The sequence below is a fragment of the Pseudovibrio sp. Ad37 genome (assembly GCF_001623075.1).
Taxonomy (GTDB): domain Bacteria; phylum Pseudomonadota; class Alphaproteobacteria; order Rhizobiales; family Stappiaceae; genus Pseudovibrio.
On sequence record NZ_LMCF01000032.1, the window covers coordinates 52726 to 77466 of the forward strand.

A 24741-nucleotide genomic window follows, 5' to 3' on the forward strand; every position below is an offset into this window, starting at 1 on the left:
TCTCCTTAACCCAGTGATGGCAGGCGCAGCACTGCCTTAGAAATGATGGAGAGCATGATCTCCGAAGTGCCGCCTTCAATGCTGTTGCCCTTGGAACGCAGCCAAGAGGCAGACTGATTGCCGATGCCGTTGTTCTCTTCCGGCCCAGACAAGGCTTCCAGCCCTCCAGCCTGTACAACGAGGCTCTGGCGGCGTTTGTTCAGTTCTGTGCCGAGATACTTAAGCTCTGCAGAACGGGCGCCCAGCTGGTTACCTGCGCGGTGGAAGTCTTTTGCAGCTGCAAGATGTGCGGTCAGCGCCATCTCATCAATCAGGAACTCCCCGATATCAGCACGAAGGAGCGGATCATCCAATCGGCCTGTCTCATCCAGCCCGATTGAGTCGATCGCAGTCTCATAAAGGCCAGCGGAACCGCCAAAAATCGCATCCAGATTGCTGACCATTTCGCGTTCATGGGTCAGCAGATACTTGGCGATTGTCCAGCCGTTGCCGCGCTCATCAACCACATTCTCCATAGGCACCTTCACGTCATCGAAGAAGGTTTCACAGAACGGAGAACTGCCGGAAATGAGGCGGATTGGTTTGGTGGAGACGCCTTCGCTGGTCATATCAAACAGCAGGAACGAGATGCCCTTGTGTTTCTTCGCATCCGGCTCTGTACGCACCAAGGCAAAGATCCAGTCGGCTTGATCAGCGTAGGAGGTCCAAATCTTCTGGCCGGAGACGAGGAAATGATCGCCCATGTCCACGCCTTTGGTTTGGACGGACGCCAGGTCGGAGCCGGAACCCGGTTCTGAGTAGCCCTGGCACCAGCGAATTTCACCGCGTGCGATTTTGGGCAGGTGCTGCAGCTTTTGCTCGTGAGAGCCGTATTTCAGCAGAGCGGGACCAAGCATCCAGATGCCGAAGCTTTCCAGTGGAGACATGGCGTTGATGCGCGTCATCTCCTCTTTGAGGATCTTGGCCTCGTCACCGTTCAGGTCACCGCCGCCGTACTCTTTTGGCCAGCTTGGTACTGTCCAGCCACGCTCGGCCATGCGTTCCAGCCATTGCTGTTGTGCTTCGGGCTTAAAGGTCCAGTTGCGGCCACCCCAACAGATATCGCTCTCTGTGGTGACTGTCTTGCGGGCAGTTCTCTTCCAACCAAGCCCTTGTTTCTATGCGGAAGTCATCAAGTGATGTCATTGCGTTCTCCCTGTTTTGGAGTGCAGATGCAAAGGATAAGGAGAGCGGTGGTTCTCCTGCCGTATCAGATTTTTTCCTGAGTGTGTTTGCGCAGCTCAGAGCGGCCAATGAAGTTGCGGTGCACGGCATCAGGACCATCTGCAAAGCGCAGGGTGCGCAGGTTCATCCAGTTGGTTGCCAGTGGGGTATCCTGAGAGATGCCCTGACCGCCAAACATCTGCATGGCTTCATCTGTAACTTTAAGCGCCATGCGCGGTGCAACAACCTTGATCTGGCTGATCCAGAACGCCGCTTCACGGGCGGAGGCATTGTCCATCATCCATGCGGCTTTCAGGCAGAGAAGGCGGGCTTGCTCAATCTCCATGCGGCATTCGGCTATGATGTCGAAATTGGCGCCCAGTTTGTAGAGCTGCTTACCAAAGGCTTCCCGGTTGATGGAACGCTTACACATCAGCTCAAGCGCTTGTTCCGCTTGTCCAATTGCTCGCATGCAATGGTGGATGCGGCCCGGGCCGAGGCGACCTTGTGCCACTTCAAAGCCGCGTCCTTCTTCCAGAAGCAGGTTTTCGACAGGAACGCGTACATCCTCAAACCGCAGGTGCAAATGTCCGTGAGGGGCATGGTCATGGCCAAACACCTGCATCGGTCGTAGCTTGGTGATGCCCGGTGTGTTGGCGTCCACCACGATCATCGAATGCTGCTGATGCTTGGTGCCGTCTGTTGGCGTGTGAACCATGGTGATGTAAACCGCGCAGCGCGGGTCACCAGCACCGGAAGACCACCACTTCTCACCATTCAGCACGTAATGGTCACCATCACGCACGCAGGACATGCGGATGTTGGTGGCGTCGGATGAGCCGTGGTCTGGCTCAGTCATCAGGTAGGCTGAGCGAATCTCGCCGTCCAGCATGCGCTTCAGCCAGGTTTCTTTCATCGCCTCGGAGCCGTAGCGCTCAAACACTTCCATGTTGCCGGTGTCAGGGGCGTTGCAGTTGAACACCTCTGGTGCGAGCGGAGATTTGCCCATCTCTTCAGCCAGATAGGCGTATTCAACAGTGCTGAGGCCGTAGCCGCGCTTGGAGTCTGTCAGCCAAAAATTCCAAAGGCCTTTGGCGCGTGCGCTTGCTTTGAGGCTTTCCAGAATTTCTGTTTGCCGCGGAGTATGTTGCCAGCGGTCTCCCACCGGAATCTCATCATGAAATTCATCCTCGAGGGGCATGATTTCATCGCGAACCATGCTGCGCACTTGTTCCATGAGTGGCGCTACACGCTGGCTTACCCCAAGGTCCATAGCTGGACGTTCGGCTAATAAAGTGTCGCTCATGATTGACCCTCCCAAGACATCTGAGCTCTTTTGTCTTTACAGACCCGTGGGGAAATTCCACTTATTATCAGAGGGATAGGTGATCATGAGCTCCCACACAAAATCAAAATCCCAGGCCGGAGAGACAAAAGAAACGAGCTAAAAATTTTGCTTTACAACTGTTGATATACGGAAACATACTACTGAGTATGTTGTCAACTGCGCGTGAAGATGAGCACGCTTGACCATTGGTTTAAGGTGGCCTCCCCAAAACGTGGGTGGCGGTATCTGAATGAAGAAACGCCTGAATCAAGTCGCGTGAGATGCGGTGGCAGATCGAAGAACACTATGGGAGGTAGGGTGTCTTCATGGGATATCTTGAGGAACTGTTTGGTGTCGCTGGCAAAACAGCGCTGGTAACAGGTGGTGGAACCGGCATTGGCCGCATGGTCGCCACTGCACTGGCAGAAGGTGGCGCCCGCGTCTTCATCTGCTCGCGCAAGCTGGATGTGGTTGAAAAAACAGCACAGGAGATCAATGCAAACCTGAAAGCCAACAATCCGGTGGCTGCCGGATCTGTTGAAGCGTTTCAGGGAGATGTTGGCTCTGAAGAGGGCGTGTTGGCTCTTGCTGAAGCTGTACGTGAGCGCAGCCCAAAGCTTGATATTCTGGTCAACAATGCTGGCATCACCTGGGGTGAGCCACTGGGCACCTTCCCGTACTTTGCGTGGAAGAAGGTGATGGATGTCAACGTGGCAGGCCTGTTCCATCTGACGCAGACTCTGTTGCCGGAGTTGAAAGCCAGTGGACGACCGGAAGATCCGGCCCGCGTTATTAATTTGGGCTCGGTCATGGGCTCCACGCCGATTGGGGATGGCGCTTACTCTTACTCAGCCTCAAAGGCCGCAGTGCACCAGCTGACGCGCATTCTGGCCAAAGAACTGGCGAAAGAGCACATTACATTCAACGGCTTCGCACCGGGGCCGTTCCAATCCAACATGACAGCGTTTGCAACGGGCACGGACGAAAAAGCAGCGCATGTCGGGAAAGGCGTGCCACTTGGCCGGATCGGGCACCCTGATGATATCGCAGGCGCAACGCTCTTCCTTTGTGGCAAAGGCGGGTCCTATGTCACGGGGGAAGTGATCCCGCTGGATGGTGGCATCCATATCGCCACAGGCACCAATTTGTTTGGACAGTGAGGGGCTTATGGAACTGACCATAGAAGAACTTGAGGCCCGGGTTGGCCAGCAGATAGGCTTGTCTGACTGGGTGGAGGTGGATCAGTATATGATCTCCACCTTTGGCAAACTGACCTTTGATGAGCAGTTTATCCATATGGATCCTGAGCGCGCCGCTGCTGAAACCCCGTTTGGCGGTACCATCGCTCATGGGTTTCTCACGCTCTCGCTCGCCAGCAAATTCGCCATAGAAACCTTGCCGGATGTGAAGGGGCGGACCATGGGCATCAACTATGGTTTCAATAAAATCCGCTTTTTACATCCTGTCGCCAGTGGTAAGCGCATTCGGGGACGTTTCACTCTGGATAATCTGACCCGCAAGGGAGATGGTCAGATCCTTCAGGAGTTTGGTCTTTCAATTGAGATTGAGGGTGTCGAAAGCCCCGCGTTGGTCGCACAATGGCTGACAATGACGTTTTTTGAGGAGGTAGCTGCATGACGCAGGACACGATAAATTTTGCCGGTCAGGTAGCGATTGTTACGGGCGCAGGCGGTGGGCTTGGTCGTCTTTACGCGCTGGACCTTGCCGCACGCGGCGCTGCGGTGGTGGTGAATGATCTGGGCGGCTCTGTTGATGGCTCCGGTTCGTCCGCAACCGCTGCTGAAACGGTTGTTGAGGAGATCAAAGCAGCAGGCGGCAAAGCAATCGCCAATGCTGCGGATGTGACGGATGAGGCTGCTGTCAACGCTATGGTGGCGGACACTGTTGCAGCATTCGGGCGCGTTGATATTCTCATCAACAACGCTGGCATCCTGCGCGATAAGTCCTTTGCCAAGATGGAAATGTCCAACTGGAACAAAGTGGTAGACGTGCACCTCAATGGCGCGGCGCTCTGCACCAAGGCCGTTTGGAACGTGATGAAAGAGCAGGGCTATGGCCGCATCATCATGACCACATCTCCCTCCGGCATTTATGGCAACTTTGGGCAGGCGAACTACGGCGCTGCGAAAGCGGGCCTTTGGGGCATGATGAATACGCTTGGCCTTGAAGGGGCAAAAAGCAACATTCACATCAACTGCATTGCACCTTCTGCTGGGACACGCATGACAGAAACCATCATGGATGCTGGCACGCTGAAGATGCTTGCGCCAGAGAACATCACGCCTGCAGTGGTGTTCCTGTGCTCTGATGCTGCGCCAACCCGTAAGGTGCTTGTGGCCGCTGCCGGCACTTACACACTAGCCGAAATGGTTGAAACACAAGGCATTCATCTGGCTGAGGGCAACCGTACACCAGAGGCAATTTCTGCCAATTGGGGCCGGATTGCTGACCGCACGGATGCGGAGCCGGTGAACAGCGCCATGGAAGGTGTCGCCAAGCTGGTAAAGGCAATGGCCAACGCCTGAGCCTAAAAGCCGATAAGGAGCCTGACTGTTCACGGGACGGGGGAACCGTCAGGCAACCGGATGTTTCATGGAGGAGGGGAGCCCATGACGAACGCCTTGCATACATTAGAGAAACCAGCGCTACAGGCCTATCTGAAGCAGCAGATACCGGAGTTTGGTGAGCTTCTGGAGATTGAGAAATTTCCGGGCGGCCAATCCAACCCAACTTACAAGCTGGTGACCTCTGACAAGACCTACGTCATGCGAGCTAAACCTCCGGGAACCTTGCTGAAATCCGCCCATATGGTGGATCGCGAGTATCAGGTGATGACGGCTCTGGCGGGTAGTGATGTGCCTGTGCCCAAGACTTACCATTTGTCTGCGGAGAATTCTCCAATAGGCACAATGTTCTTTGTGATGGAGTATGTTGAAGGGCGGATTTTCTGGGATCCTGCGCTGCCAGAGTGCTCTAATGAAGAGCGTATGGCGATCTTCGCGGAGATGAACCGGGTGTTGGCCGCCCTGCACGATGTCTCTCCCAATGCCGTTGGTCTGATGGACTATGGCAAGCTCGGCAACTACTTCGAGCGGCAGACCGGGCGCTGGATCAAGCAGTACAAGGCCTCAGAAACCGTCACGATTCCAGCCATGAACCGGCTGATGGAGTGGCTGGAAGCGAACATGGTGGAGGATGATGGTTCGACTTCGCTGGTGCACGGGGATTACCGACTCGACAACCTGATCTTCCATCCCACAGAACCGCGGATTGTGGCTGTGCTGGATTGGGAGCTTTCTACGCTTGGTCACCCGCTGGCGGACCTTGCCTATCAGTGCATGCAGTGGCGTTTGCCGTCTTTCAAAGGTTTGCGCGGTTTGGCAGGGCTGGATCGTGTGGCGCTTGGTATTCCGCTTGAAGAGGAGTACGTCCGCCAGTACTGTATGCGTCGCGGGCTCAGCGAGATTGAGAACTGGGAGTTCTATCTCGCGTTCTCCATGTTCCGATTAGCCGCAATTATTCAAGGGGTTGTAGCACGTGCTGAAGCAGGCAACGCCTCCAACCCACAAGCCGCAGAAATGATGCGAAAAGCTGTCCCTCTCATCGCCGGCATGGCCTGTGAGGTGGTTGGCGAACTGGTGGAGTAACGAGTGTGAACAAGCGATCCGGGCGTTGTATGTGCGGGGCGGTGTCCTACAAAATTGAGGGTGACCCGGTGGTTACAGCTCAATGTCATTGTGAGGAATGCCGCAGGGTGAGTGGGACCGGCCATACGGTTGGTGCCATGTTCCGGGCTGATCAGGTGAATATCTCCGGCGAGCTGGGCGAATATCTTTACACCTCTGCCAACGGCTCAAAGGTCACCAAAACCTTCTGCCCAAACTGCGGAAGTCCGATCTATGGCCGCAACACCAACGCGCCTGACCACATGACGTTGCCGCTCGGTTCCATGGACAGCGCGGATGATCTGGAAATTGAGGTCGTCATCTTTGACCGCGACAAACCGCATTGGGATGCCCTGCCAGAAACAGCTGCGATCTTCGAAACCCAGCCAGACTGGAAGCCCGAGAAGGTGTGAAGCCTAAAAGAAGCGCTCCACAAACAACAATGCCGGCCTAAATCGAGTTAGGCGGGCATGATTGCGAAGTTCAGTTAAGGGCAGCGGCAGGGGCTGAGCACTTCGAGATCTCGACAAAACGGCGAGATAGCTGGTGCTCGGGATTCCTGAAAAACTCTTGTGTTTCCTTGTGTTCTACGATCCTGCCACAATCCATTACCGCGATGTCATCGGCCAGCTTTGCCAGTGTTTGCAGGTCGTGTGAGATGATCAGGAGACCCATGTTCATCTCTGCCTGCACCTCGCGCAGCAGGCAAGTTATTTGCTCCTGCGTCACCAGATCCAGCGCGGAGAGTGGCTCATCAAGCACCAGAAAGCGAGGTTTCACGGCCAAAGCGCGTGCCAGAGCAACACGTTGGCACTGCCCGCCGGAAAGCTGATGTGGTCGCTTGGTTGCGCAAGTTGCATCCAACCCAACCATATCTAACAGGTCTTGTGCCTGTCGCTGGCGTTCAGCCTTGGGCAGCTTATGGATGGCTTTCAGCGGTTCGCAGATTAGGTCCAGCGCACTCAAGAAAGGGCTCAAAGCTGCCAGAGGGTCCTGCCACATGTAGTGGATGATATCTCCGGTTTTGCTGAGGTCGGGGAAGAAGATCTGGTTGTTGTGAAACAGCGTCTCATGCGGTGCGGGGATGATGCCTGTCATGGCCTTGGCAAGCGTTGACTTTCCGCAGCCGGAGCGGCCTACAAGGCCGGTTGTGCGGGAGGGATGCAGGGTCAGGTTGACTTTGGAAAGCACCTGATTGGAGCCGTAGGCGATGGAGAGGTGTCTTGCTTGCATGGTCATAGCTGAAGTCTTTCCATAGCGCCCGTAATTTCCGCAGTCGCACGGTGGCAATCCGGGGCTATTGGTTGGTTCAGATCGCAGGCATCAACGAGTTGGCCAGCGTCCATCACCAGCACAGAGGTGCAAGTTTGGCGAACAATGCGCAGATCGTGGCTGACGAACAGCAGAGCGGAGCCAGTTTCCTGCTGCACCACGTTGAGCGCCTGCAGCGTTTCGTGCTCGGTGATGACATCAAGGCCAGTGGTCGGCTCATCAGCTATCAAAATAGTTGGCTTTAAAATCAACGCCATAGCCATCATCACCCGCTGCTTCATACCACCACTCAAAGCGTTGGGATACTGCTTCAGACAGAGCTTGGGCAGTGAAACCGCTTCGAGTGCCTGAAGGAGAGCATGGTGTGCAGCTTGACCGTGCAGCGAGACGTTTCCTGCTGTTTCAAGCAGTTGTGTTTCTATGGTCAGGCTAGGGTGCAAGGCGCTGCCGGGGCTTTGGAAGATACAGAAAATGCCGGTGCCTCGAATCTGCTGCTTTTCAGCAAAAGGCATTGCCAGAAGGTCTTTGCCTTGAAACCGGATGGACCCGCTTGAAGCTGCCAGAGGAGCACGCAACGCGCCTGTAATCGCGTGGCAGGTCAATGACTTACCACAGCCGGATCTGCCGATCAGACCCAGCCTCTGGTTGGTTGCAAGATCAAAACTGACGCCTTCAACCAGCGGCTCGTTGTTCTGCGCACTGTTGGAAATGGTGAGGTTATGCACCTGAAGAAGGGGGATTTCTACCATCTGTAGGGTTTCCTCTTGTCCAGCTGAAAGCGGATGCCTTCGCCCACCAGATTGAAGCTGAGTACGGCGAAGATGATGACGATGCCGGGTGCCAGCACCACGCTTGGGCGCTCTGCGAAGAAAGGCCGTGCTTCGTTGAGCATGGCTCCCCACTCCGCAGCAGGTGGTTGTGCGCCAAGGCCGAGGAAGCTGAGGGAGGATAGCACCAGCAAAAGCCCTGCCATTTCAAGGGAAAGAACCACCAGCAGCGGGGGTAAGATTTGCGGAAGGATGTGCCGCCTGATGATGCTGAGCGGCTTTTGTCCGCATTGGCGGGAGGCTAAAACGTATTCTTTGGAAGCGGCTTCCAGCGTTAACGTGCGGACCAAACGGGCGAGGCTGGGCCACCAGGCCAGGGCGACGCCGAAGACGGCGGAGGTGAGGGAGGCGCCCAGATAGCCGATGATGGCAAGGGCAAACACCAGCATGGGAAACGCGAGGAAGATATCCGCAATCCGCATCAAAACCGCATCAACCCAGCCTTTGCAGAGGGCTGAGAGCAGACCCACGGGCAGGGCGATAGCGAGGATAAGTCCGGCTGTTGTCAGCGCCGTGCCAAGGGAGAGTGCGGTCCCTGCCATCAGGCGGGAGAGGATACACCGGCCCAGATGGTCCGTTCCGAGCGGGTAAGTCAAACTGGGAGCGCTGAGACGGTGCAGCAGGTCGATCTGGTTGGGCGGGTTGGGGGCGAAGGTTTCGCCGCCGAGTGCCAGAGTGATGAAGAAGCACAGGAAGAGCCCACCCAACAAAAATGTGGTTCTGCCTCTGAGGAGCTGTGTTGCCCGCGAGAGGGGGATAGATTTTGCACTATCAACGTACGCCATGGTCATCCTCCTTGAGTTGAGGCATGAGCCAATGGTTCGTCAGGTCCGCCGCAAAGTTCGCCAAAAAGAACACTAGCCCCATAAACAGCAGATAAGCTTGTAAGATCGCAAAATCCCGCTCGGCAATGGCCTGCAGTGCCAGTTGCCCTAAGCCGGGCAGGTTGAAGATGTTTTCAATGATCACAGAGCCACCCAGCAGCGAACCGAAAGAGATGGCCCAGTTGGTGATGAGGGGTGGCAGAATGGACTTCAGCACGTGGCGGCCCAAAATAGCGCGACGTGACAGGCCTTTAGTGATGGCCAGACGGATGTAATCTTCGCTCATCACAGCGATTATCCGCTCCCTCACCAGCCGGCTCATCACCGCAGCATTGCCAAGGGTCAGCGTGATCACAGGTAAGATCAGGTCCTGCGCATTGCCGAATTGCAGCAGTTTGAACCACCCTAAACCCAGCGCGAACACTGCCAGCAGAAACAGCGCCAGCCAAAAGGAGGGAACGGAGACCAGAAACATGGTCAGCACATAGAGGCTGGTGGAGACCGATGTGCGCTGTGATACAGCGGTTATGGTGCCAAGCACCAGCGACAGAGCCAGTGAGCTGACGAAAGCCAGAACGGACAGCGTCGCCGTAATCGGCAAGTGCTCTTTAAACAGCTCCAACACAGGACGGCCCGACGCGATGGAGGTGCCCAGATCCAGCCGGAACAGGTCCAGCAGCCAGATAAAGTAGCGCTGAATCAGAGGCTTATCCAAGCCATACTCCACCCGCAATGCCTCCACCTGTTCAGCGGTGAACGACACGCCCAGGCGGCGCAGTTCCATCTCAATAGGATCGCCAGGGGTGAGGCCGATGATTAAAAAACCAATCAGGGTCATGCCAAACAGAGTTGGAATTCCCGAAAGCGTGCGCTTGAAAACAAACTGCTTCATGTGCTGATCTTTCGTGAAAAGGCAGCACAGATCATGGTGTTGCAATGATCTGTGCTGCGCATCTCTTATTTGGTTTGGGTAACCTGACCGTAATCGATCCAGTCAGCATGCTCGAACATTGGGATGTTCAGACCCGGACGGGACAGGTTGAAGTTTGGCACCATCAGGATTGGAATAGCAGCCAGTTTGGTTTGCACGATTTCGCGGTGTGCTTCGCGAACAAGTTCAATGACTTTTTCGCGGCTCTGCGCCTGACGGGCATTGTCGAGAATGGTGTCCAGCTTGCCACCCGGCGCGGTGTATTGGTAGCCCCACGGGGTTTTGGAGTGGAACAGATTGTACAGCAGGTAGGTTGGGTCTGCGTTGTTGTTGGAGGCGAACTCCATGTACAGATCCGCTTCGCCTGTTGCCAGATAGGTGTCGTCGTAAACGCCTGAATCATCAACCTGAACCAGCTCAATGTCGATGCCGATTCCGCGGAACATCTGCTCCAGCAGCTCTGGCATTGGGCGCACGCTGGAAACGTTTGGATAAGCCGCAACAAGGCGCAGTTTCAGCGGCTTGCCGTCTTTGCTGCGCATGCCGTCGCTGCCTTTGGTCCAGCCAGCTTCATCCAGCAGAGCTTCTGCCTTCTGGGTGTTGTAGTCAAAGCCGTCCACGTGCTTGTCGCCAAGGCCAAACATCCAGTCTGGCAAAATGCCTTTTGCAACAACACCTTTGCCGTTGAACAGAACTTGCGCCAGCTGCTCGCGGTTGATGGCATAAGCCAGCGCCTCGCGCACGCGTTTGTCCTTCAGCGTGTCGTATGGTGCCTTGCCGTGCAGGTTGGTCAGCAGAGCCACGTAACGGATCGGGCGGGATTCGTGCACCACCACAGAGCCGTCTTTTGGCAAGCTTAGCAGCATCTGAGGGGTGACTTCAGCAACGATGTCGACCTCTTTGTTCTGCAGTGCCAGCAAACGCACCTGATCATCCGCGATGAAGTGGTAGGTGATGTTCTCAACCTTCGGCGCATCTCCCCAGTAATCCGCATTGCGTTTCATGCTGATGGACTGTTTTGGCTTGTAGCTGTCCAACAGGTAAGAACCTGTACCAATTGGGTTTTCCGCACGTTCACCGTTGATGGAAAACAGCGATGCCCCACGGTGGGTCATGTTTTCAATGACCAGAGAGGAATTGATCTCAGACTTGAACGTGAAGGTGTAAGGCCCGGTCTGATCAAAGCTTTCCTGATCAATCTGCAGGAAGTCAGAGCGGCCCTGATCGTATAGCTTCAGTGCGTCGATCGCGGCTTTGGCGTCAAAGGTCTGGCCGTCGTGAAACTTGATGCCCTCGCGCAATTTGATGCTGTAAACGCCGTCTTTGTAGTCCCAAGTCTCAAACAACACGCCTTGCGGAATGAAGTTTTCGTCTGGTTTAACAGCCGTTTCAACGATCTGTCCGGCTGGTCGACGGGTGGTGAAGTTGAACTTCTTCGGGTCTACGCTGTAGCGGTCTTTTTTCACCGCAATGCGCAGCTGTTGAATGTCTTCCGCCTGTGCCGCTGGCACGCCGGAAATCAGAGCAGGAAGAGACGCTGCGAGCACACCGCTGACGCCAAGTAGTTGTTTGAATTTATTCATTTCAATTCCAATCATTATCTGTAATCGAGCGAAAATCAGACAAAGACAGGAGGCGCCCGCGGAGCATGGCTTCGCCGCGGAATTGCGTAGTGTCCCACCTCGTTGAGGGCGAAGGTATGCTGTGGTATTGAGGTTTCAATAGCGAAGCTGCCCAATGAGGCAGGGGCCGGTGACTTCAGCATGGCAAGGGAGAAAAGGCAGAACGCGTTGTTCTGTACGTACTTTTGCTCGTCGTCTTCATCAGAGGTTTCTATGAAGATCTGCTGTAAACCCTGCGAGGTGCAAATGGTGATCTCAAAACCATCTGCGCCCGCACGCGGCATCATGCCGGGCGGCGCAACAAGCTGCAGGATCACAAACCAGGTTGCGAGCCAGCAGGCCAGTACGGTTGATGGTTTCAAAGCCAAGTGAATGCGCCTTGCACTTGATGAGCAATCAGAGCCAACCTCAGACATTGCCGAGATTGAGGGATGAGCTTTACGCGAGGCTGTGCCCTGCGGGGTCCGTTGCATGCAAATGTGGCGCTGGGTTTTCTGACAAGCAGCCTGCAGAAAACCTGAAATTGCCATGGGTTTGCATGACGGAACAGGAATGTCCTTTGAGAAAATAGCCCTTTTATGTCAGTAAATTAGCCACAATAAGAAAGACTGGGACAAACCAATTTATGCTCAGACGGGAGGTGCTCTAGGTGCAGCGATGCGCACTGTTGTTTCAGCAAGCGCAACGCTTGTTGGCAGTGAAACCACATCGATAGGAAGGGGTGACCCGCCGAATTCTGTGTGAGGAGACGTGCTGAGGGCCTTTGCAACAACACTGCCAAATGCGCAGTTGTCGTAGGCTTCCTGCTCTTCAGCTTGCGGGAGTTCGTTGCCTTGCTCGTCAAGAAGGACTGTTCGCATACCTTGCGCGGTGCAGATGACAATCTCAAAGCCGTCCTCACCTCCGGACACCATCATGCCGGGAGGCGCAACAAGCTGCATCAACACAAACAGTGCAGCAAATACAGTCGCTTTGGCTTTTGTCAGTTTCACAGCAAACTCGAGTGACGCTAAGTACATTTCCGCCTTAGGCCACTACAAAAACCAAGTCAATGACTTTTACTTATATGCACCGCAACTCTATGAAAATTTTTTAACAAGTTCTGTCAGGTATTTAGTTCGTAGAGTTACTTAGAAATACTGAAAAATATCATGATTTCATGGTGTTGCGGGAGAGTAACAAATTCTCATACTGACAAGTGCTCCAAGCCGCAGAAATCAGCCGATACGAGTGACCTATCAAAAAAATAGAGTTGCATACTGGTTGCAACACACGCTCTCTCAGAGACTCCTTTTGACTATTAAAGATCCATACCGAAGAGTCCAAATTGACTTTACACATCGCTTGAAATTAACATTTAATCGACGATTTATGATGGAGTGACCAAGTGTCAAAAAAAACGATTGCTGATTTCTGGGAGGCCATGGGTTCCAATGATTTCGAGTTTGCAAGCAAATGGTTGCATCATGACTTTGAATATTACATGCCACAAACCCGTGAATATCTGCAGGGCAGGTCAAACTTCGTCGCATTCAATGCTGCGTTTCCCGCTGATGGGCAATGGTCTTTTGCAGTTCAATCTATAATTTCGGATGGCGAAAACGCCGTATCAGACGTCAAAGTAACAGACGGGATCAGAAAGGACCGAGTTATCACGTTCCACACGTTACGTGATGGATTGATTCTGCGCCAAAAGGAATTCTGGCCCGATAATTATCCTGCGCCTGAGTGGCGAAAAGTATGGATGCAGGTTGTTGGTACTGCGCCCTTTTGAATAGCCGCTTTGTCCGCTAAGCTCTTGTCAATATGAGACTTTATTACTTCTCCTACAGGCGTTGTTGCACGCTTGTGGGGTGCTGAGGATTGTTGCTGGGTGAAGAATGCTCAGGTGAGCGTTAAACTGCCGCGGCTTGATAAGCTTGGGTTGCATTGAGCAGCAGTGCAGATGGATCAGAGGCGGTTTCAGGATATTCCTGAACCTGCAACAGGGATTGTAACCCACTGACTTCGCTTGCTTCTTGCTCTTCTTCGCTGCCGCCAAGGTTCTTCTCGCGCAGCTCGGTATAAGCCTGTGCCAGATTCGTCTGGGCTTGCGCTGCAACGGCCTGATCCTGACCGGATGGCTGAGCGGGCGCGAGGGCTGCTGCGATCACTGTGTTCAACTTGGCAATGCTGGCTTCCGGGTCACCGGAAACGGGGGCAGAGTCGATTGAGACTTCGCCGCCAATGGCATAGCTGTGACCATCCGGGTCGCGAGTCTCGGTATAACTCGGCGCTCCGGCGTAGGCACCGCCTGTTGCTGCATGGGCTTGCTCGTGCGCGCGAACTTCCGCATCACGTGTCTTAAGCTCTTGAACCTGCTCCTGTTCTCCATCAGAAAGCTGTCCGTTTTCATTCTTGGACTTTTCAGAGGATGAGGAGGCCGCTACCGGGTTGGCAGAAAGGTCGCTTCTGATGGTGACGGAGTCTTTTGGAACCGCATGTTCAACGGAAAAAGACGTGGATTCCTGCTGGTTTACGCGTGCGGGCTGAGCTGCGTTGTAAGACGCAGAGCGAGCCAGTCCGGTAAATGAGGATCCAATTCCATCTATCATAGGTTGAACTTATACTAGGGACTGGTGCTTCAGGTAAAGGAATTTCTGATACACAATTTCGTTAGGTATGCTAGGGTTTTGCTTCGGGTGGAGACTGTAAACCTGTGTATTTACAGCGCATTCCTGAAATGTGCCTGCTGGTTTTCGGGTAGGACTGGGCGCAAGAAAGATGCTTTAAAGCAGTTTGTCGGATTCAGATTGCAAGCAAACTGCGTTAAAGGGAAGGCAGCGGGAGCCTTTAGGGGAATACGGGAATGATCGAAGATTTGAGCCGGTCTCAGCAGGAGATATTGGACGCTGCTGCGGAGTGCTTCATGAGGATGGGGCCGGATGTGGCTTCCATTGATGATATTGCCGGTCTGCTTGGGTCTACAAAGGGGCGTGTTTACCACCATTTCCGCTCCAAGGGCGAGCTGCTTTATGCCGTGCGCCTGCGCTCTGTTTCCCTGCTTATGGAACGGGTTAGCCCCATTGCCGCGCAACACATCCCCCCTGTCGAGAAGCTACGCGCGATGTCCATTGCCCATGTGCTGCGCATCCTCAAGTTCCTGAGCTATCACCGTGTTGTCAGCGAAGACACCCGCATGTTTTTTCGTGGTGCGGCCAAGCCTCATGAAACACAGATGATCGAGCAAATCATCGAAATGCGCCGCGCCTATGAGAATCTGTATCGCGGTGTGCTGACAGAAGGCATTGAGGCTGGTGTGTTTGCAAAGCAATCGGTCTCCATCACCCTGCACTCCATCATCATCCTGATGAACGGCCCATGCTTCTGGTACTCACCGCGCGCTGAGCAGACCGACAAGGATCTGGAAGAAATCGCCCGCAGCGTTTCTGACCTGGTGCTGCGTGCCGTGGTGGCTGATCCGGCACTGCTGGAAGAGACTTAATCCCCGCTTACAAAGGGGGGATATCTCGTTTGCGTTGAAATGTGCGTTGCTTTGCGCGATTTAGCGTTTTTCTGCGTTGCTATGTTTTTGCTGGTTGGGCCAGCTAAGCACATCAGTCTGCGTGCAGACGATCCAGCAAAGGGCATTGCAGATTGCCGCTGGCGCAGTTTCCCATGAGCTCTTCGAGCGCTTTTTCCAACTGTCGAAGGCTCTCGATTTTTTCCCGAACAGACTCCAAATGCGCCTTGCTCATGTCATGGGCGATCTTGCAGTTCTCGTCTTGCTGCTCACCGAGGCTGAGAAGCGCTTGTGCATCTTTGATGGTGAACCCCAGATCCCGGCAGCGTTTGATGAAGCGTAACTGTCCGATCTCCTTTTCGGAGTAGGCGCGACGTCCGTTATCCCCGCGGGCAGGTTTGATAACTATGCCTTCGCGCTCGTAATAACGGATCGTTTCAATAGCAACGCCACTGCGCTTAGACGCTTCGCCAATCGCGAACATGTGATCACTCCTGCCTTGATCCTGTAGTTACTACAGCATTTATAAGCATGCGGCAGAACCATCACAACTGCGATGACGAATGGATTTGCCGATGAAGACCTTTTTAAAAATGAACCATGCAGGCTCCTTTGCCTCACTGGGAGTAGCCACCTGCTGCGTGCTCCCCATTGCTTTGATGCTTGCGGGCCTTGGTGGCGGTTGGTTAGCTGTTTTTGGCAAAATTGCCGCAGCAAGCTATTTTGTGCTGACTGCGTCCTCTTTGCTGCTACTGGCCGCGTGGGGCATTGCTCTCTATCGTGGTGCACTAGGCCAACTGAAGTGGCATTTGCTGGTGAGTACACTCGTGACGGCGCTGGCTTGGGCAATCGTTTTGAACGAGACCGCAATCAACGACCACCTGATCAGCCTGATGTGACGCCATGACAGAAACAGTTATCCTAGAAAGCACAGTGACTTGCCCGGAATGTGGGCACAGCGAAACTGAAACCATGCCAGTAAATGCCTGCCAGTGGTTTTATGACTGCAATGCCTGCGGCACCTTGCTGAGGCCCCTCCCCGGCGATTGCTGCGTCTACTGCTCCTACGGCACAGTCCCATGCCCCCCAATCCAGCAAGACAAAAGCTGTTGCGGTTAGGGCATTGCTCAGCAAGGGCTGTTGTCGTGGTATTGCGATTCAGGTAGTGATTTGGACCGATCTCACGAAACCCATGCAGGTTTTAGATGCGAAGGTTGATTGTTACTGGTGTAAACGGAACAGGCAAAAGTTTTGTCGCAGCTCGTATGAGCGCTGTGCGTCCTGAAGTCCCGTTGGTATCTTTCGATGCAATCAAATTGACGAGCAACTGGCAACAACGATCAAGATCAGAAATCGACAGGGATCTGTCGCAACTCGTGGCAACCAATGCCTGGATCCTTGAAGGTGGGCCAAGTCTTTTACCGCTGGCCCTTCCACGAGCGGATGCTGTTGTTTGGCTTGATCCACCTGAGCTGGTTAGGACATGGCGCCTGATAGCGCGTCCGTGGCGCAACATCGGCAAGACACGCCGGGAACTGCCTGCGGGCAACTCTGACTGGCCGCTTCAGCAATATCGCTTTGCAGTTCGCAGCCTCAAAAATGGTTCAAGACTTCGCCGCAATATCAGGACCTGTTTGGAAAGCGCCACAAACCAGTGCATTTGGCATTGCCGAAACCAGACTGCCATTGAAGATATGCTTCATGAATGGGGCTCTGCTACAAGCTGAGCGCTTTACTTCACCAGCTTTACGTCTCTTGATTTTGTAATCTTCTTTGTTTCAGCAACAGCTTCATCACCAATCTTCTTGGCCTGTTTGTTCTCATCCCCTTTTAAGGATGCATAGCTGCGGTCCATGGTGATATCGAATGTCCCATTCACTGATGGTAATCCCACATCTTCGTATCTAAAAGTCCAAACGGCCTTTTTTCCGGCACTTGAGGCGTTGTGATAAAATTTTGGCTTGGATTGCTTGGCAACCCGCACAACAAAAGACCCGGATGGCAACTTTAAACGAGCACTTAGTTCATGCGCCTTTTCAAAGAGCTTCATGACCATTGGCTTGATTTCATCCGCTTGCTTTTGCTTGTTCTGATCCCCTTTTTTCGCTTCAAATAACAAAAAGTTTCCAAGTTTCTGCAGCGTTAGATCAGCCAGCTTGCGGGCTTGTGAATCTCCGGCCAGTTTCGCGCGAGCCTGAAGGATCTTGATGCTCTGCTTTGCTTCATGTTCGCTTGGAATACTGCTACTCGACCACTTCTTGGGGAGTTCAGGTGCTTTTATTGCAGTTGGCATCCTCGGCAACCTCTTTATAGACATTCCTCAAGTGAAACGCTCAAGGCTATAGTCATTGGGTTTTGAAGCACGATCAAGAGATTGATTTCTGTTAGGCATAAAGGTCGTGATTAGATGTTTTTTGAGGGATTTATAGAAAGAAATGATTAGAGGGGTACAGCGCTCTTGCTGAAGCGTGACTGCAACCTTTTCACTCTTCAACCCGATCCTTCTCGTAGGTTTTTGCAACCGGGAACTTGAGCAGCCAGGTTTCGCGGCGGGTGGTCCAGAGCTCATAGGTTGGGGCCATCTGGTTGGGTTCGTCCAGAGCGCCCAGATGGACCTCGACTTCGCCCTCGCTGGTTGAATAGACGGATGATCCGCATTTTGGGCAGAAGAAGCGGCCCTGATAGGCGTTTACTTCGCCCTCAATACTGACCTTCTCCTCTGGGTAGACCGCCGAGGCATGGAAAACGGCGCCGTGATGTTTACGGCAACCCAGACAATGGCACATTCCAACCCTGTCCGGCTCTCCCGTCGCCACAAGGCGAACAGCGCCGCACAAACAACTGCCCGTGACCTGTTCCATCTTAACACTCCTCCGCTATCCGGCGGGCAGGGTACTGTGAAAATAACCCAAGACCAACTAGCCCCGCACCATCATCCACCTCACGATGAGAGCGGCTACGATCATTTCGACCCAGGCCAGCGGTAAGGCGGTCAGGGCGACTTGGGTGGTGGCCAGGTTCATGTTCCAGAGGCCGAGCCAGAGGATGACGAAGATTGTTGCCCAGATTGCGCTGCCTGTGTAAAGCGCGTTGCGGATGGTTGGGCCGAACCGTTCCAGCAGTACCCAGCTGAGGCCGGTTGCTGCGAGCACCAGCACTGTGTCCCACACACCCCAGATCATAAACACCAGCAGGTTCATGGGGGCCACGTCATGAATTTGCGGAAGCGAACTGCGCATCAAGGGCATGACGAAGGCGAAATAGCGAAAGACCTCGGAGGCATTGATCCAAAGCAGGTTAAGCAGCAGGGCGAGCCAGAAGGCTCCTTTGAGATTTGAGGGAGCAATAGCAGTCATGGGCCCGAAATCCGTGTTCTGATGGTTTCCAAAAATTGTCTGGTGCTGGCGCGCAAAAAGTCGCCATCTTGGGTGAGGCGGGAGGTGGACCAGAGGCCGTTGGTGAACACCACAAGCACTCCCGCAAGCAGTTCTAGGTCTTTTGTGCTCAGTTGGTGCGTTGAAGGCGTTTCGTTGCGCAATGCATTGAGAAAACCCCGCTTGAGACGGGCATTGTGTTCTTCCACCTTGGCCAGAACTTCCCTGTCGTGCGGCGCAACCTCGGTTGCTGAGTTGGCAACGAAACACCCTGGGCCCGGAAGGCCTGTTTCTTCTGCCCGGTTGATTTGTGCTTCAAAATAGGTTGCGACTTGCTCCAGCGTTGCATCGGTCTGCTCTACCTGAGTGAACGCCGGTGAGACAACGAGGTCCTGATAGCGTTGGAAACACGGGAGGAACATCTGCTTTTTTCCGCCAAATGCACCGTAAATGGCGTGACGGGTGGCTCCTGTTGATTTCACGAGATCATCCATGGAGGAGGCATGGAAGCCGTTCTCCCAAAAATGCTTCAGTGCATGGTCGGTCAGGTTCTGTGTGGTTATGTTGGCTTTTCTTGGCATGAATCAGTAAATATCAGAATGAACGTTCTGAATTAAATCACTCCCGCTGGAAACGGTGATACTGGTAAGCGAGCAGATGATCACCCAACCTTCATCTCACCTATGAGAAGCACTAGGCCAACAGGAATGACTTGATGGATCTGGAATGGTGGCTTTGAAGAAGATGGTGGTTTGGCCCGCAGCGGCGTTGTTGGTGCTGGTGCTGGCTGGGTGTGGCTCGATTGAAGATGACTACGAGATTGCGCGGTTTGAGGCCGTGGACGGAGAACTGGTGATGAATGGGGTCATCAGCTCGTCCACGCCGATCGATTTGCGGGCGGCTTTGGATGAGAACCCGAAGATCAAGCGCATCGTTATGGTGGATGTACCGGGTTCCGACGATGATTACGCCAATCTAGAGGCGGGCCGCATTGTTCATGAGCGCGGGCTGACCACGGTTATTCCGTCAAACGGTATTATCGCGTCCGGTGGGACGGACTTCTTCCTTGCAGGTAAAAAGCGAGTTGTGGTGAAGGGCGCGCGCATTGGTGTGCATTCATGGAGTGCCGAGGATTACAACGCGTTGGACTTGTCCAAATCTCATGAGGAGCACGAAAAGTATCTCAAGTACTACAAGAGTATCGGCATCGATCCGTTGTTCTACTGGTACACACTGGAAGCAGCACCGCCCGAAGATGTGCATTGGATGACTGACAGCGAGATGAAGCGCTACAAGGTCGGCACCCAATACGCCTCCTATCCATAAGGGCTTTTAGCGACACAAACATACATCACGGGCTACGTAACAGTGGTCCGTGATGTTTCCACCCTTGCATCCCTCTCAAACGCTTTTTAAGGATACTCTTATGAGCTTAGGGAGCCTGTGATGACTGGGACCGATCTTCAAACCAAAGGCATGCTGTGTGATCCGGGTGATCACTTCATCGGTATCTATGAAGTGGAGCGCAAATACGCTGTTGCCGATCTTGAGGTGATCCGCAGTCAGCTGGAAGCGCGTGGAGCCGTGCCCTTCACCCTTGGCAATACCGAGCAAGACATCTTTTATGATCTTGCAGACAGGCGCCTTGCCAACAACAACCAGCAACACGTGCTGCGTGTCATGCGCCCGTCAGGCCGGGCACTCTGGATCAGCAAAGGGCCGGGGCCGGACAAATGTATCTCCATGGATATGGCAGATGCAGATCAGACGAACGCCATGATCCTGTCTTTGGGGCTTGAGGAGGTCGAGCGGCTGGAGAAGAAACGCGACATCTACTTCCTCGGCAAGTTCCACGTCACGCTGGACGAGCTCCCTGACCTTGGCTGTTTTGTTGAACTGGCTATCATGACAGATGACGCCGACATGCTATCTCAGCACGAGCAGGAGATCGGCGAACTGGCCGACAGCTTCAACCTCTCCTCAAACGCCCTGCAAACCCAATCCTACCGCGCCATGCAGCAGGCTTTGAAAAAGGCTTAAGGCTCACGCCAGCGTCGTTTCATTAAGTGTATCGTTGTTGTTGAGTCCATCCAGAGATCGCTACTTATGTAGTTTGCATCTTTTCTTTGCTTTGACTGGATTTACTCCGGGTATAACCGCTTGTAATCACGCAGAGACACTTCAGTTAATTCTTATTACTATTCTAGAGAGGCAAAAATATTCTCAACGGTAATATTGGGGTTAAGTTGAGTAGTTGAGTTGCTACTGAAAATATGCGCTAGGTATAAATGCATAATGAATTTATTTTTGGAATAGTTATGAGTGGAATATTTAATGCAGTCAGAGTGGTCCCATATACAAGATGGACATTTCAGAAATTACTTTGATGCATCTGCCCCACTCTATATAAACAATGAAAACGTATCTGCTATAATAAGCAACATTGAATACAATAGAGATCTTCAAGTTCGGATTGCAAAAATACTACCAAAGCGCGATTTTAGCACTTGTTATACTTCTTTTAGAAGCGAAGCTTGCACGATATCTGGAAATTTTCTTTTGCAGGGTTCATTGATTGCAACAGTTTCTGATGTTGGACAGTTCAGCCTGAGTGCGGACCGGGCTAATTTTGTAAAGTACGGGCCGTCTACCACCAAATTTCAGATCGCGCGCGGCACAGATCTGCAAATGCTCTCCTATTCCATTTCGGAGGAGTTCCTTGCTGGGGCACTCGAAGATGACGTTCCGGCAACGTTTCTACCATTTCTGAAGCCAAACGAGCAGGAGTTTCACCTGCTGGAGTTTCGACCGACGCCGGAAATGCGGCGGCTGGTGCGCTCGATGATCAGCAGCCCGCTGGTTGGGACCATGCGGAACCTGTTTATTGAAGGGGCCGTGCTGCAGCTGCTGGCACTGAAAGCCAACTTTCTCAGCAATCAGGTGTCTGCTGGCGGAATGCTCAATGAGTACGAAGTGGCGAGTGTTCGACGAGCCTACAAGCTGCTGATGGGCAGCCTCAGCACGCCGCTGTCTTTGAGTGACCTGGCGTACAAAGTGAACCTTGGTGAGAAGCGTCTGAACAGCGGGTTTAAGAAGATTTTTGGAGGGACGGTTTTTGAGGTCTACCGCAACGAGCGGCTGGAGATTGCACGCAAAACGATTGAGCAGAGCGATGCATCGCTCTCCAAAATCGCGCAACACATTGGCTATCGCCACTACAACAATTTCATAAGCGCGTTCACGCGGCAGTTTGGGGTGTCTCCTGCAAAATACCGGAGGCATTCGCGGGATAATAAAAACACGGAATAAGTCATTAGTTTAAAAAATACGGGGTGAGGTGGAATGTCGGAATTGAATATTATCAGAGAGGACGAAACCTCTTTTCATCAGGAATTAGAAGGCCTTCAACTTGCATCCTGCCAATTGAAGAACCTCGTAGAAGCTCTGAACATCGTTTTGACAAGCCGACTGGAGCACACACGGGAATACGACATGCTGCTCACTATCAATCACGCAATTATGGGACACAATGAGGACCTACAGGATCGCAGTCTACGGGTTCTTGCCCTGCTTCAACATTCAGGTGACCCTACCTACGTAGATTGAGGGTGATCGCAGCACCACACCCCTGTGCCGGGTGATGCGGAGAGGGAGTTCAACGGGTCAGATAACTGGCATCAGACCAGACCTGCCCGTTGGCATCCTGTCTCTGTATGTTCAGGAATAGCATATAGAAAAAGGATCGAGGCTATGCCCCAAGACAATCCTCGGCAACAACAGCAACTGGTTGAACCGGGAAGCATTCGTATTTCTGGGCTGACGGTGAGAGAAAACCCGCGTATCAACCGCATTCAGTTTGTGTTTGATGAGCAACCCAGCGAGGAGATCTGCCGAATCTTAAAGAGCAATGCGTTCCGCTGGTCGCGTCATGAAGACGCCTGGCAGCGGCAACTCAGCCTGACCAGTCGCAAAATCGCAGTAAAAGCCCTGCTGGAAATCAAAGCCCTCGCGACACCTGCCAAGCGGGCACTGTGACGGGAACCGCACGCCTCTGCTTTGTCGCCTGCTCTCCCGTTTCTGCCCACCATACGTGCATGGCGTGGTATCTTGACATTGGTGCATTCGCGCCGCCATCATTCTTCAAATTTTAGCTATTTGAGGTGGTTTGCCTTTATTTGAGGGCAACGAAACTGCTTTAAGCCGTTGGTCCTGCGTGTTTGTCCCAGGCATTTTCTTGGGCCAGCTCGTAATGTGCACCAAAGCATTGGGGTGAAGATGATTGAGATTCCAACATTTCTCGAAGCGCGGTCTGTTCAATCTAAGCGATTGACCACGCGGGTGCTGTTCTCTGGCCCTGAAGACGGTGTGCCGATCTTCTTTATTCATGGCAGTCTTTCTGCTGCCACGTGGTTTGAAGAAACTATGCAGCGCTTGTCCGAGTTTTTTCGTGCCATTGCACCAGATTTGCGCGGGTATGCAGGCGCTGACCCTGCCGCCGTGGTGGATGCAACCCGTGGCACCAAGGATTTTTCCGATGACCTTGCCGCGCTGATGGACGAGCTGGGGATTGAGGCTGCGCATTTGGTTGGCCACTCGCTCGGCGGTGGAGTGCTTTGGCAGTTTCTTGCCGATTATCCGCAGCGGGTGCTATCGCTCACGCAAGTCAGCCCGTCCTCTCCCTTTGGCTTTGGGTGCTGCAAAGCGGATGGATCGCCGTGTTTTGAAGACGGGGCTGGTAGTGGAGCGGCGGCGGTGAACCCTGAGTTTGTAAAGCTGCTTATGGGCAAAGACAGCAGTACAAGGAGCGATTTTTCTCCGCGCAATATCCTCAACACGTTTGTCTGGAAGCCGCCCTTCCAGCCTAAGCGGCTAGGCGATTACATGGCAACAATGTTTGCGCAGCATATCGGTGACAAATCCTATCCGGGGGATGTGGTGCCCTCGCCCAATTGGCCGGGTGTCGCGCCGGGCCGTTATGGCAGCACCAATGCGCTTGTACCCACCCGTCAAGCAAACCCTCTGGGGTTCTGTGATGTTGATGCCAAACCGCCTGTGCTTTGGGTGCATGGTGCGGATGATCTCGTCGTCTCTGATACATCCATGTTCGATCTGGGCTCATTAGGCAAACTCGGCTTCCTCCCCAGCTGGCCCGGCGAAGAGGTCTTCCCACCGCAGCCGATGGTCACCCAAACCTCCCAAGCACTGGATCGCTATGAGGCAAATGGTGGAAGCGTTGAGCGTTACGTGGTCAGGAACTGCGGCCACACCGCCTACATCGAAAAGCCGGAGGAGTTCGACGCGGTGTTCCATGCTTTCCTGATGAAACATGTGAGTGTGACTGAGGCGAGTTGAGGGCGGGGCGAACTGAGGTGGCGCTCAAAACTAGTAGATCTCGCCCTTTAAAATAAACCAGTGATAATAAGTTAGATAAATCATAATGTTATCGGTCTGTTCCGGTCAGTATACGCTCTCCTATACCACCTTTTTGCGAAGCAGCAGCACGCGCCAGTCCGTGCAATCGGAGAGGTTAGGCACTCCGACAGAAGCAAAGCCTGGTCAAAGGAGGTGGTGGTTAGGTGAGATTTGAATTGAGGTTCAAGATAAAAAGAGCCCGAAGACGACTGGCAGTCTACTTTCGGGCCCTCTTTAGGGTAACCTAACGAAAGGAGCGGGGAGTTAGCGCTTCCCGTTCCACTTACCTAATATAACGCGTCTTCCTTAAGCCTTCAAGAAATCTGAGGGGCAGTAGGCCCCCTGAATGCTGAGAGGTCGTTGTGCTGCCACCGTGACTTTAGCTCCCTATAAAGGCAGAGATGCTCAGTATGTATGCAGGCGATACTCTCAGCTTTGATGCAGGTGAGGCCAATACTAGGGGGAGTGTTATGTGGGTTGGAAATGGTGAGTTTGATAGCTACGGGTATTTGGAAACCGCGTTTATCAAAGGACAGATGGACGGAGAGCTGAAGCCGGATATGTGCTATCGGATTTTTGATAGGGGCGGTACAAGCACTTCTCAGCAGTTTCATTTTGTGCCCGTTGATATGAACGGAAATGAGTTGGGGCCTTCTGTCCTCAATACTGCTGGGAATATTGTTTATTCCATTTGGGAGAAGGGGCATCTTTCGCAAGACTGCAACATTAGCAATCTGTTCATGGCGTGAGTTTTGAAAGTG

At 53.3% G+C, this 24741-nt stretch carries 31 protein-coding genes and 1 pseudogene; 17 read left to right on the top strand and 15 right to left on the bottom strand.

Annotation, left to right across the window (positions count from 1 at the left end):
• Positions 1-5: 5 nt before the first annotated feature.
• Together PsAD37_RS09140 and PsAD37_RS09145 are read right to left on the bottom strand one after the other, a co-directional pair.
• A pseudogene (locus PsAD37_RS09140) lies at positions 6-1185 on the bottom strand (acyl-CoA dehydrogenase family protein).
• Positions 1186-1249: 64 nt separating this feature from the next.
• Positions 1250-2509, bottom strand: a complete 1260-nt coding sequence (locus PsAD37_RS09145) for an acyl-CoA dehydrogenase family protein (RefSeq protein ID WP_244272505.1) — start codon at positions 2507-2509, stop codon at positions 1250-1252.
• Positions 2510-2856: 347 nt separating this feature from the next.
• Between PsAD37_RS09145 and PsAD37_RS09150 the strand changes: the two genes are divergently transcribed.
• The 5 genes from PsAD37_RS09150 to PsAD37_RS09170 all read left to right on the top strand — a co-directional run bounded on the left by PsAD37_RS09150 (position 2857) and on the right by PsAD37_RS09170 (position 6629).
• Positions 2857-3690 (top strand): SDR family oxidoreductase, encoded by an 834-nt coding sequence (locus PsAD37_RS09150; RefSeq protein ID WP_063295878.1) that lies wholly within the window; start codon positions 2857-2859, stop codon positions 3688-3690.
• Between the two features lie 7 nt (positions 3691-3697).
• Positions 3698-4168, top strand: a complete 471-nt coding sequence (locus PsAD37_RS09155; RefSeq protein ID WP_057462147.1) for a MaoC family dehydratase — start codon at positions 3698-3700, stop codon at positions 4166-4168.
• On the top strand, positions 4165-5076 hold the full coding sequence (locus tag PsAD37_RS09160; RefSeq protein WP_063295879.1) for an SDR family NAD(P)-dependent oxidoreductase: 912 nt from the start codon (positions 4165-4167) through the stop codon (positions 5074-5076). Before PsAD37_RS09155 ends, PsAD37_RS09160 begins: the two co-directional genes overlap by 4 nt.
• Positions 5077-5160: 84 nt before the next feature.
• Entirely contained in the window at positions 5161-6198 is a 1038-nt protein-coding gene (locus PsAD37_RS09165) for a phosphotransferase (RefSeq protein ID WP_063295880.1), read from the top strand.
• Between the two features lie 5 nt (positions 6199-6203).
• On the top strand, positions 6204-6629 hold the full coding sequence (locus PsAD37_RS09170) for a GFA family protein (protein ID WP_208991788.1): 426 nt from the start codon (positions 6204-6206) through the stop codon (positions 6627-6629).
• Positions 6630-6699: 70 nt separating this feature from the next.
• Here PsAD37_RS09170 and PsAD37_RS09175 read toward each other — a convergent pair whose 3' ends face one another.
• The 7 genes from PsAD37_RS09175 to PsAD37_RS09205 form a co-directional block, all read right to left on the bottom strand.
• Positions 6700-7455, bottom strand: a complete 756-nt coding sequence (locus tag PsAD37_RS09175; protein ID WP_063295881.1) for an ABC transporter ATP-binding protein — start codon at positions 7453-7455, stop codon at positions 6700-6702.
• A complete protein-coding gene (locus PsAD37_RS09180; protein ID WP_063295882.1) occupies positions 7452-8237 on the bottom strand; it encodes a dipeptide/oligopeptide/nickel ABC transporter ATP-binding protein in 786 nt (261 codons plus the stop codon). Before PsAD37_RS09180 ends, PsAD37_RS09175 begins: the two co-directional genes overlap by 4 nt.
• Positions 8231-9100: an ABC transporter permease gene (locus PsAD37_RS09185; RefSeq protein ID WP_063295883.1), complete on the bottom strand. Its 870-nt coding sequence runs from the start codon at positions 9098-9100 to the stop codon at positions 8231-8233. Before PsAD37_RS09185 ends, PsAD37_RS09180 begins: the two co-directional genes overlap by 7 nt.
• A complete protein-coding gene (locus PsAD37_RS09190; protein ID WP_063295884.1) occupies positions 9087-10031 on the bottom strand; it encodes an ABC transporter permease in 945 nt (314 codons plus the stop codon). Before PsAD37_RS09190 ends, PsAD37_RS09185 begins: the two co-directional genes overlap by 14 nt.
• Before the next feature lie 65 nt (positions 10032-10096).
• The gene (locus PsAD37_RS09195) at positions 10097-11653 is read right to left on the bottom strand and encodes an ABC transporter substrate-binding protein (protein WP_063295920.1); all 1557 of its coding nucleotides are present in this window, start codon (positions 11651-11653) and stop codon (positions 10097-10099) included.
• A gap of 35 nt (positions 11654-11688) precedes the next feature.
• A complete protein-coding gene (locus PsAD37_RS09200) occupies positions 11689-12060 on the bottom strand; it encodes a DUF2946 family protein (RefSeq protein WP_153039704.1) in 372 nt (123 codons plus the stop codon).
• Between the two features lie 261 nt (positions 12061-12321).
• The gene (locus PsAD37_RS09205; protein ID WP_063295921.1) at positions 12322-12684 is read right to left on the bottom strand and encodes a DUF2946 family protein; all 363 of its coding nucleotides are present in this window, start codon (positions 12682-12684) and stop codon (positions 12322-12324) included.
• A gap of 395 nt (positions 12685-13079) precedes the next feature.
• Here PsAD37_RS09205 and PsAD37_RS09210 point away from each other — a divergent pair, with 395 nt between their 5' ends.
• Positions 13080-13466, top strand: a complete 387-nt coding sequence (locus PsAD37_RS09210; RefSeq protein WP_208991789.1) for a nuclear transport factor 2 family protein — start codon at positions 13080-13082, stop codon at positions 13464-13466.
• Between the two features lie 121 nt (positions 13467-13587).
• Here the strand turns inward: PsAD37_RS09210 and PsAD37_RS09215 are convergent, their stop codons facing one another.
• A complete protein-coding gene (locus tag PsAD37_RS09215; protein WP_063295886.1) occupies positions 13588-14286 on the bottom strand; it encodes a putative metalloprotease CJM1_0395 family protein in 699 nt (232 codons plus the stop codon).
• A gap of 254 nt (positions 14287-14540) precedes the next feature.
• Here PsAD37_RS09215 and PsAD37_RS09225 point away from each other — a divergent pair, with 254 nt between their 5' ends.
• Positions 14541-15176: a TetR/AcrR family transcriptional regulator gene (locus PsAD37_RS09225; RefSeq protein WP_063287854.1), complete on the top strand. Its 636-nt coding sequence runs from the start codon at positions 14541-14543 to the stop codon at positions 15174-15176.
• Positions 15177-15288: 112 nt separating this feature from the next.
• Here the strand turns inward: PsAD37_RS09225 and PsAD37_RS09230 are convergent, their stop codons facing one another.
• Positions 15289-15678 carry a MerR family transcriptional regulator gene (locus tag PsAD37_RS09230; RefSeq protein ID WP_063295888.1) on the bottom strand — a complete coding sequence of 130 codons (390 nt, stop codon included), beginning with the start codon at positions 15676-15678 and terminating at the stop codon, positions 15289-15291.
• A 91-nt stretch (positions 15679-15769) separates the two neighbouring features.
• Between PsAD37_RS09230 and PsAD37_RS09235 the strand changes: the two genes are divergently transcribed.
• The 3 genes from PsAD37_RS09235 to PsAD37_RS09240 all read left to right on the top strand — a co-directional run bounded on the left by PsAD37_RS09235 (position 15770) and on the right by PsAD37_RS09240 (position 16921).
• Positions 15770-16093, top strand: a complete 324-nt coding sequence (locus PsAD37_RS09235) for a hypothetical protein (protein ID WP_063295923.1) — start codon at positions 15770-15772, stop codon at positions 16091-16093.
• Positions 16094-16097: 4 nt separating this feature from the next.
• Positions 16098-16313, top strand: a complete 216-nt coding sequence (locus PsAD37_RS29080; protein ID WP_084407707.1) for a GDCCVxC domain-containing (seleno)protein — start codon at positions 16098-16100, stop codon at positions 16311-16313.
• An 86-nt stretch (positions 16314-16399) separates the two neighbouring features.
• Positions 16400-16921 carry a hypothetical protein gene (locus tag PsAD37_RS09240; protein WP_063295889.1) on the top strand — a complete coding sequence of 174 codons (522 nt, stop codon included), beginning with the start codon at positions 16400-16402 and terminating at the stop codon, positions 16919-16921.
• Between the two features lie 5 nt (positions 16922-16926).
• Here the strand turns inward: PsAD37_RS09240 and PsAD37_RS09245 are convergent, their stop codons facing one another.
• From PsAD37_RS09245 to PsAD37_RS09260, 4 genes are all read right to left on the bottom strand, one after another.
• Positions 16927-17487, bottom strand: coding sequence for a hypothetical protein (locus tag PsAD37_RS09245; RefSeq protein ID WP_063292991.1), 561 nt, complete (start codon positions 17485-17487; stop codon positions 16927-16929).
• A 190-nt stretch (positions 17488-17677) separates the two neighbouring features.
• Entirely contained in the window at positions 17678-18055 is a 378-nt protein-coding gene (locus tag PsAD37_RS09250) for a GFA family protein (RefSeq protein WP_063295890.1), read from the bottom strand.
• 57 nt (positions 18056-18112) lie between these two features.
• Complete coding sequence (locus PsAD37_RS09255; protein ID WP_063295891.1) at positions 18113-18550, bottom strand: hypothetical protein; 438 nt, start codon at positions 18548-18550, stop codon at positions 18113-18115.
• Entirely contained in the window at positions 18547-19149 is a 603-nt protein-coding gene (locus PsAD37_RS09260) for a TetR/AcrR family transcriptional regulator (RefSeq protein WP_063295892.1), read from the bottom strand. The genes PsAD37_RS09255 and PsAD37_RS09260 overlap by 4 nt, the downstream gene beginning before the upstream one ends.
• A gap of 145 nt (positions 19150-19294) precedes the next feature.
• On the opposite strand from PsAD37_RS09260, the gene PsAD37_RS09265 reads away from it, so the two are divergent.
• From PsAD37_RS09265 to PsAD37_RS09295, 7 genes are all read left to right on the top strand, one after another.
• Positions 19295-19894, top strand: a complete 600-nt coding sequence (locus PsAD37_RS09265) for a hypothetical protein (RefSeq protein ID WP_063295893.1) — start codon at positions 19295-19297, stop codon at positions 19892-19894.
• A 120-nt stretch (positions 19895-20014) separates the two neighbouring features.
• Positions 20015-20608 carry a class IV adenylate cyclase gene (cyaB, locus tag PsAD37_RS09270; RefSeq protein ID WP_063295894.1) on the top strand — a complete coding sequence of 198 codons (594 nt, stop codon included), beginning with the start codon at positions 20015-20017 and terminating at the stop codon, positions 20606-20608.
• A 531-nt stretch (positions 20609-21139) separates the two neighbouring features.
• The gene (locus tag PsAD37_RS09275) at positions 21140-21877 is read left to right on the top strand and encodes a helix-turn-helix transcriptional regulator (protein WP_208991790.1); all 738 of its coding nucleotides are present in this window, start codon (positions 21140-21142) and stop codon (positions 21875-21877) included.
• A 33-nt stretch (positions 21878-21910) separates the two neighbouring features.
• Positions 21911-22174 (top strand): hypothetical protein, encoded by a 264-nt coding sequence (locus PsAD37_RS09280; protein WP_063287863.1) that lies wholly within the window; start codon positions 21911-21913, stop codon positions 22172-22174.
• Between the two features lie 144 nt (positions 22175-22318).
• Positions 22319-22603: a hypothetical protein gene (locus PsAD37_RS09285; RefSeq protein ID WP_063295895.1), complete on the top strand. Its 285-nt coding sequence runs from the start codon at positions 22319-22321 to the stop codon at positions 22601-22603.
• Positions 22604-22843: 240 nt separating this feature from the next.
• Positions 22844-23920, top strand: coding sequence for an alpha/beta hydrolase (locus PsAD37_RS09290; protein ID WP_063295896.1), 1077 nt, complete (start codon positions 22844-22846; stop codon positions 23918-23920).
• 461 nt (positions 23921-24381) lie between these two features.
• Entirely contained in the window at positions 24382-24729 is a 348-nt protein-coding gene (locus tag PsAD37_RS09295; RefSeq protein ID WP_063295897.1) for a hypothetical protein, read from the top strand.
• Positions 24730-24741 lie beyond the last annotated feature (12 nt).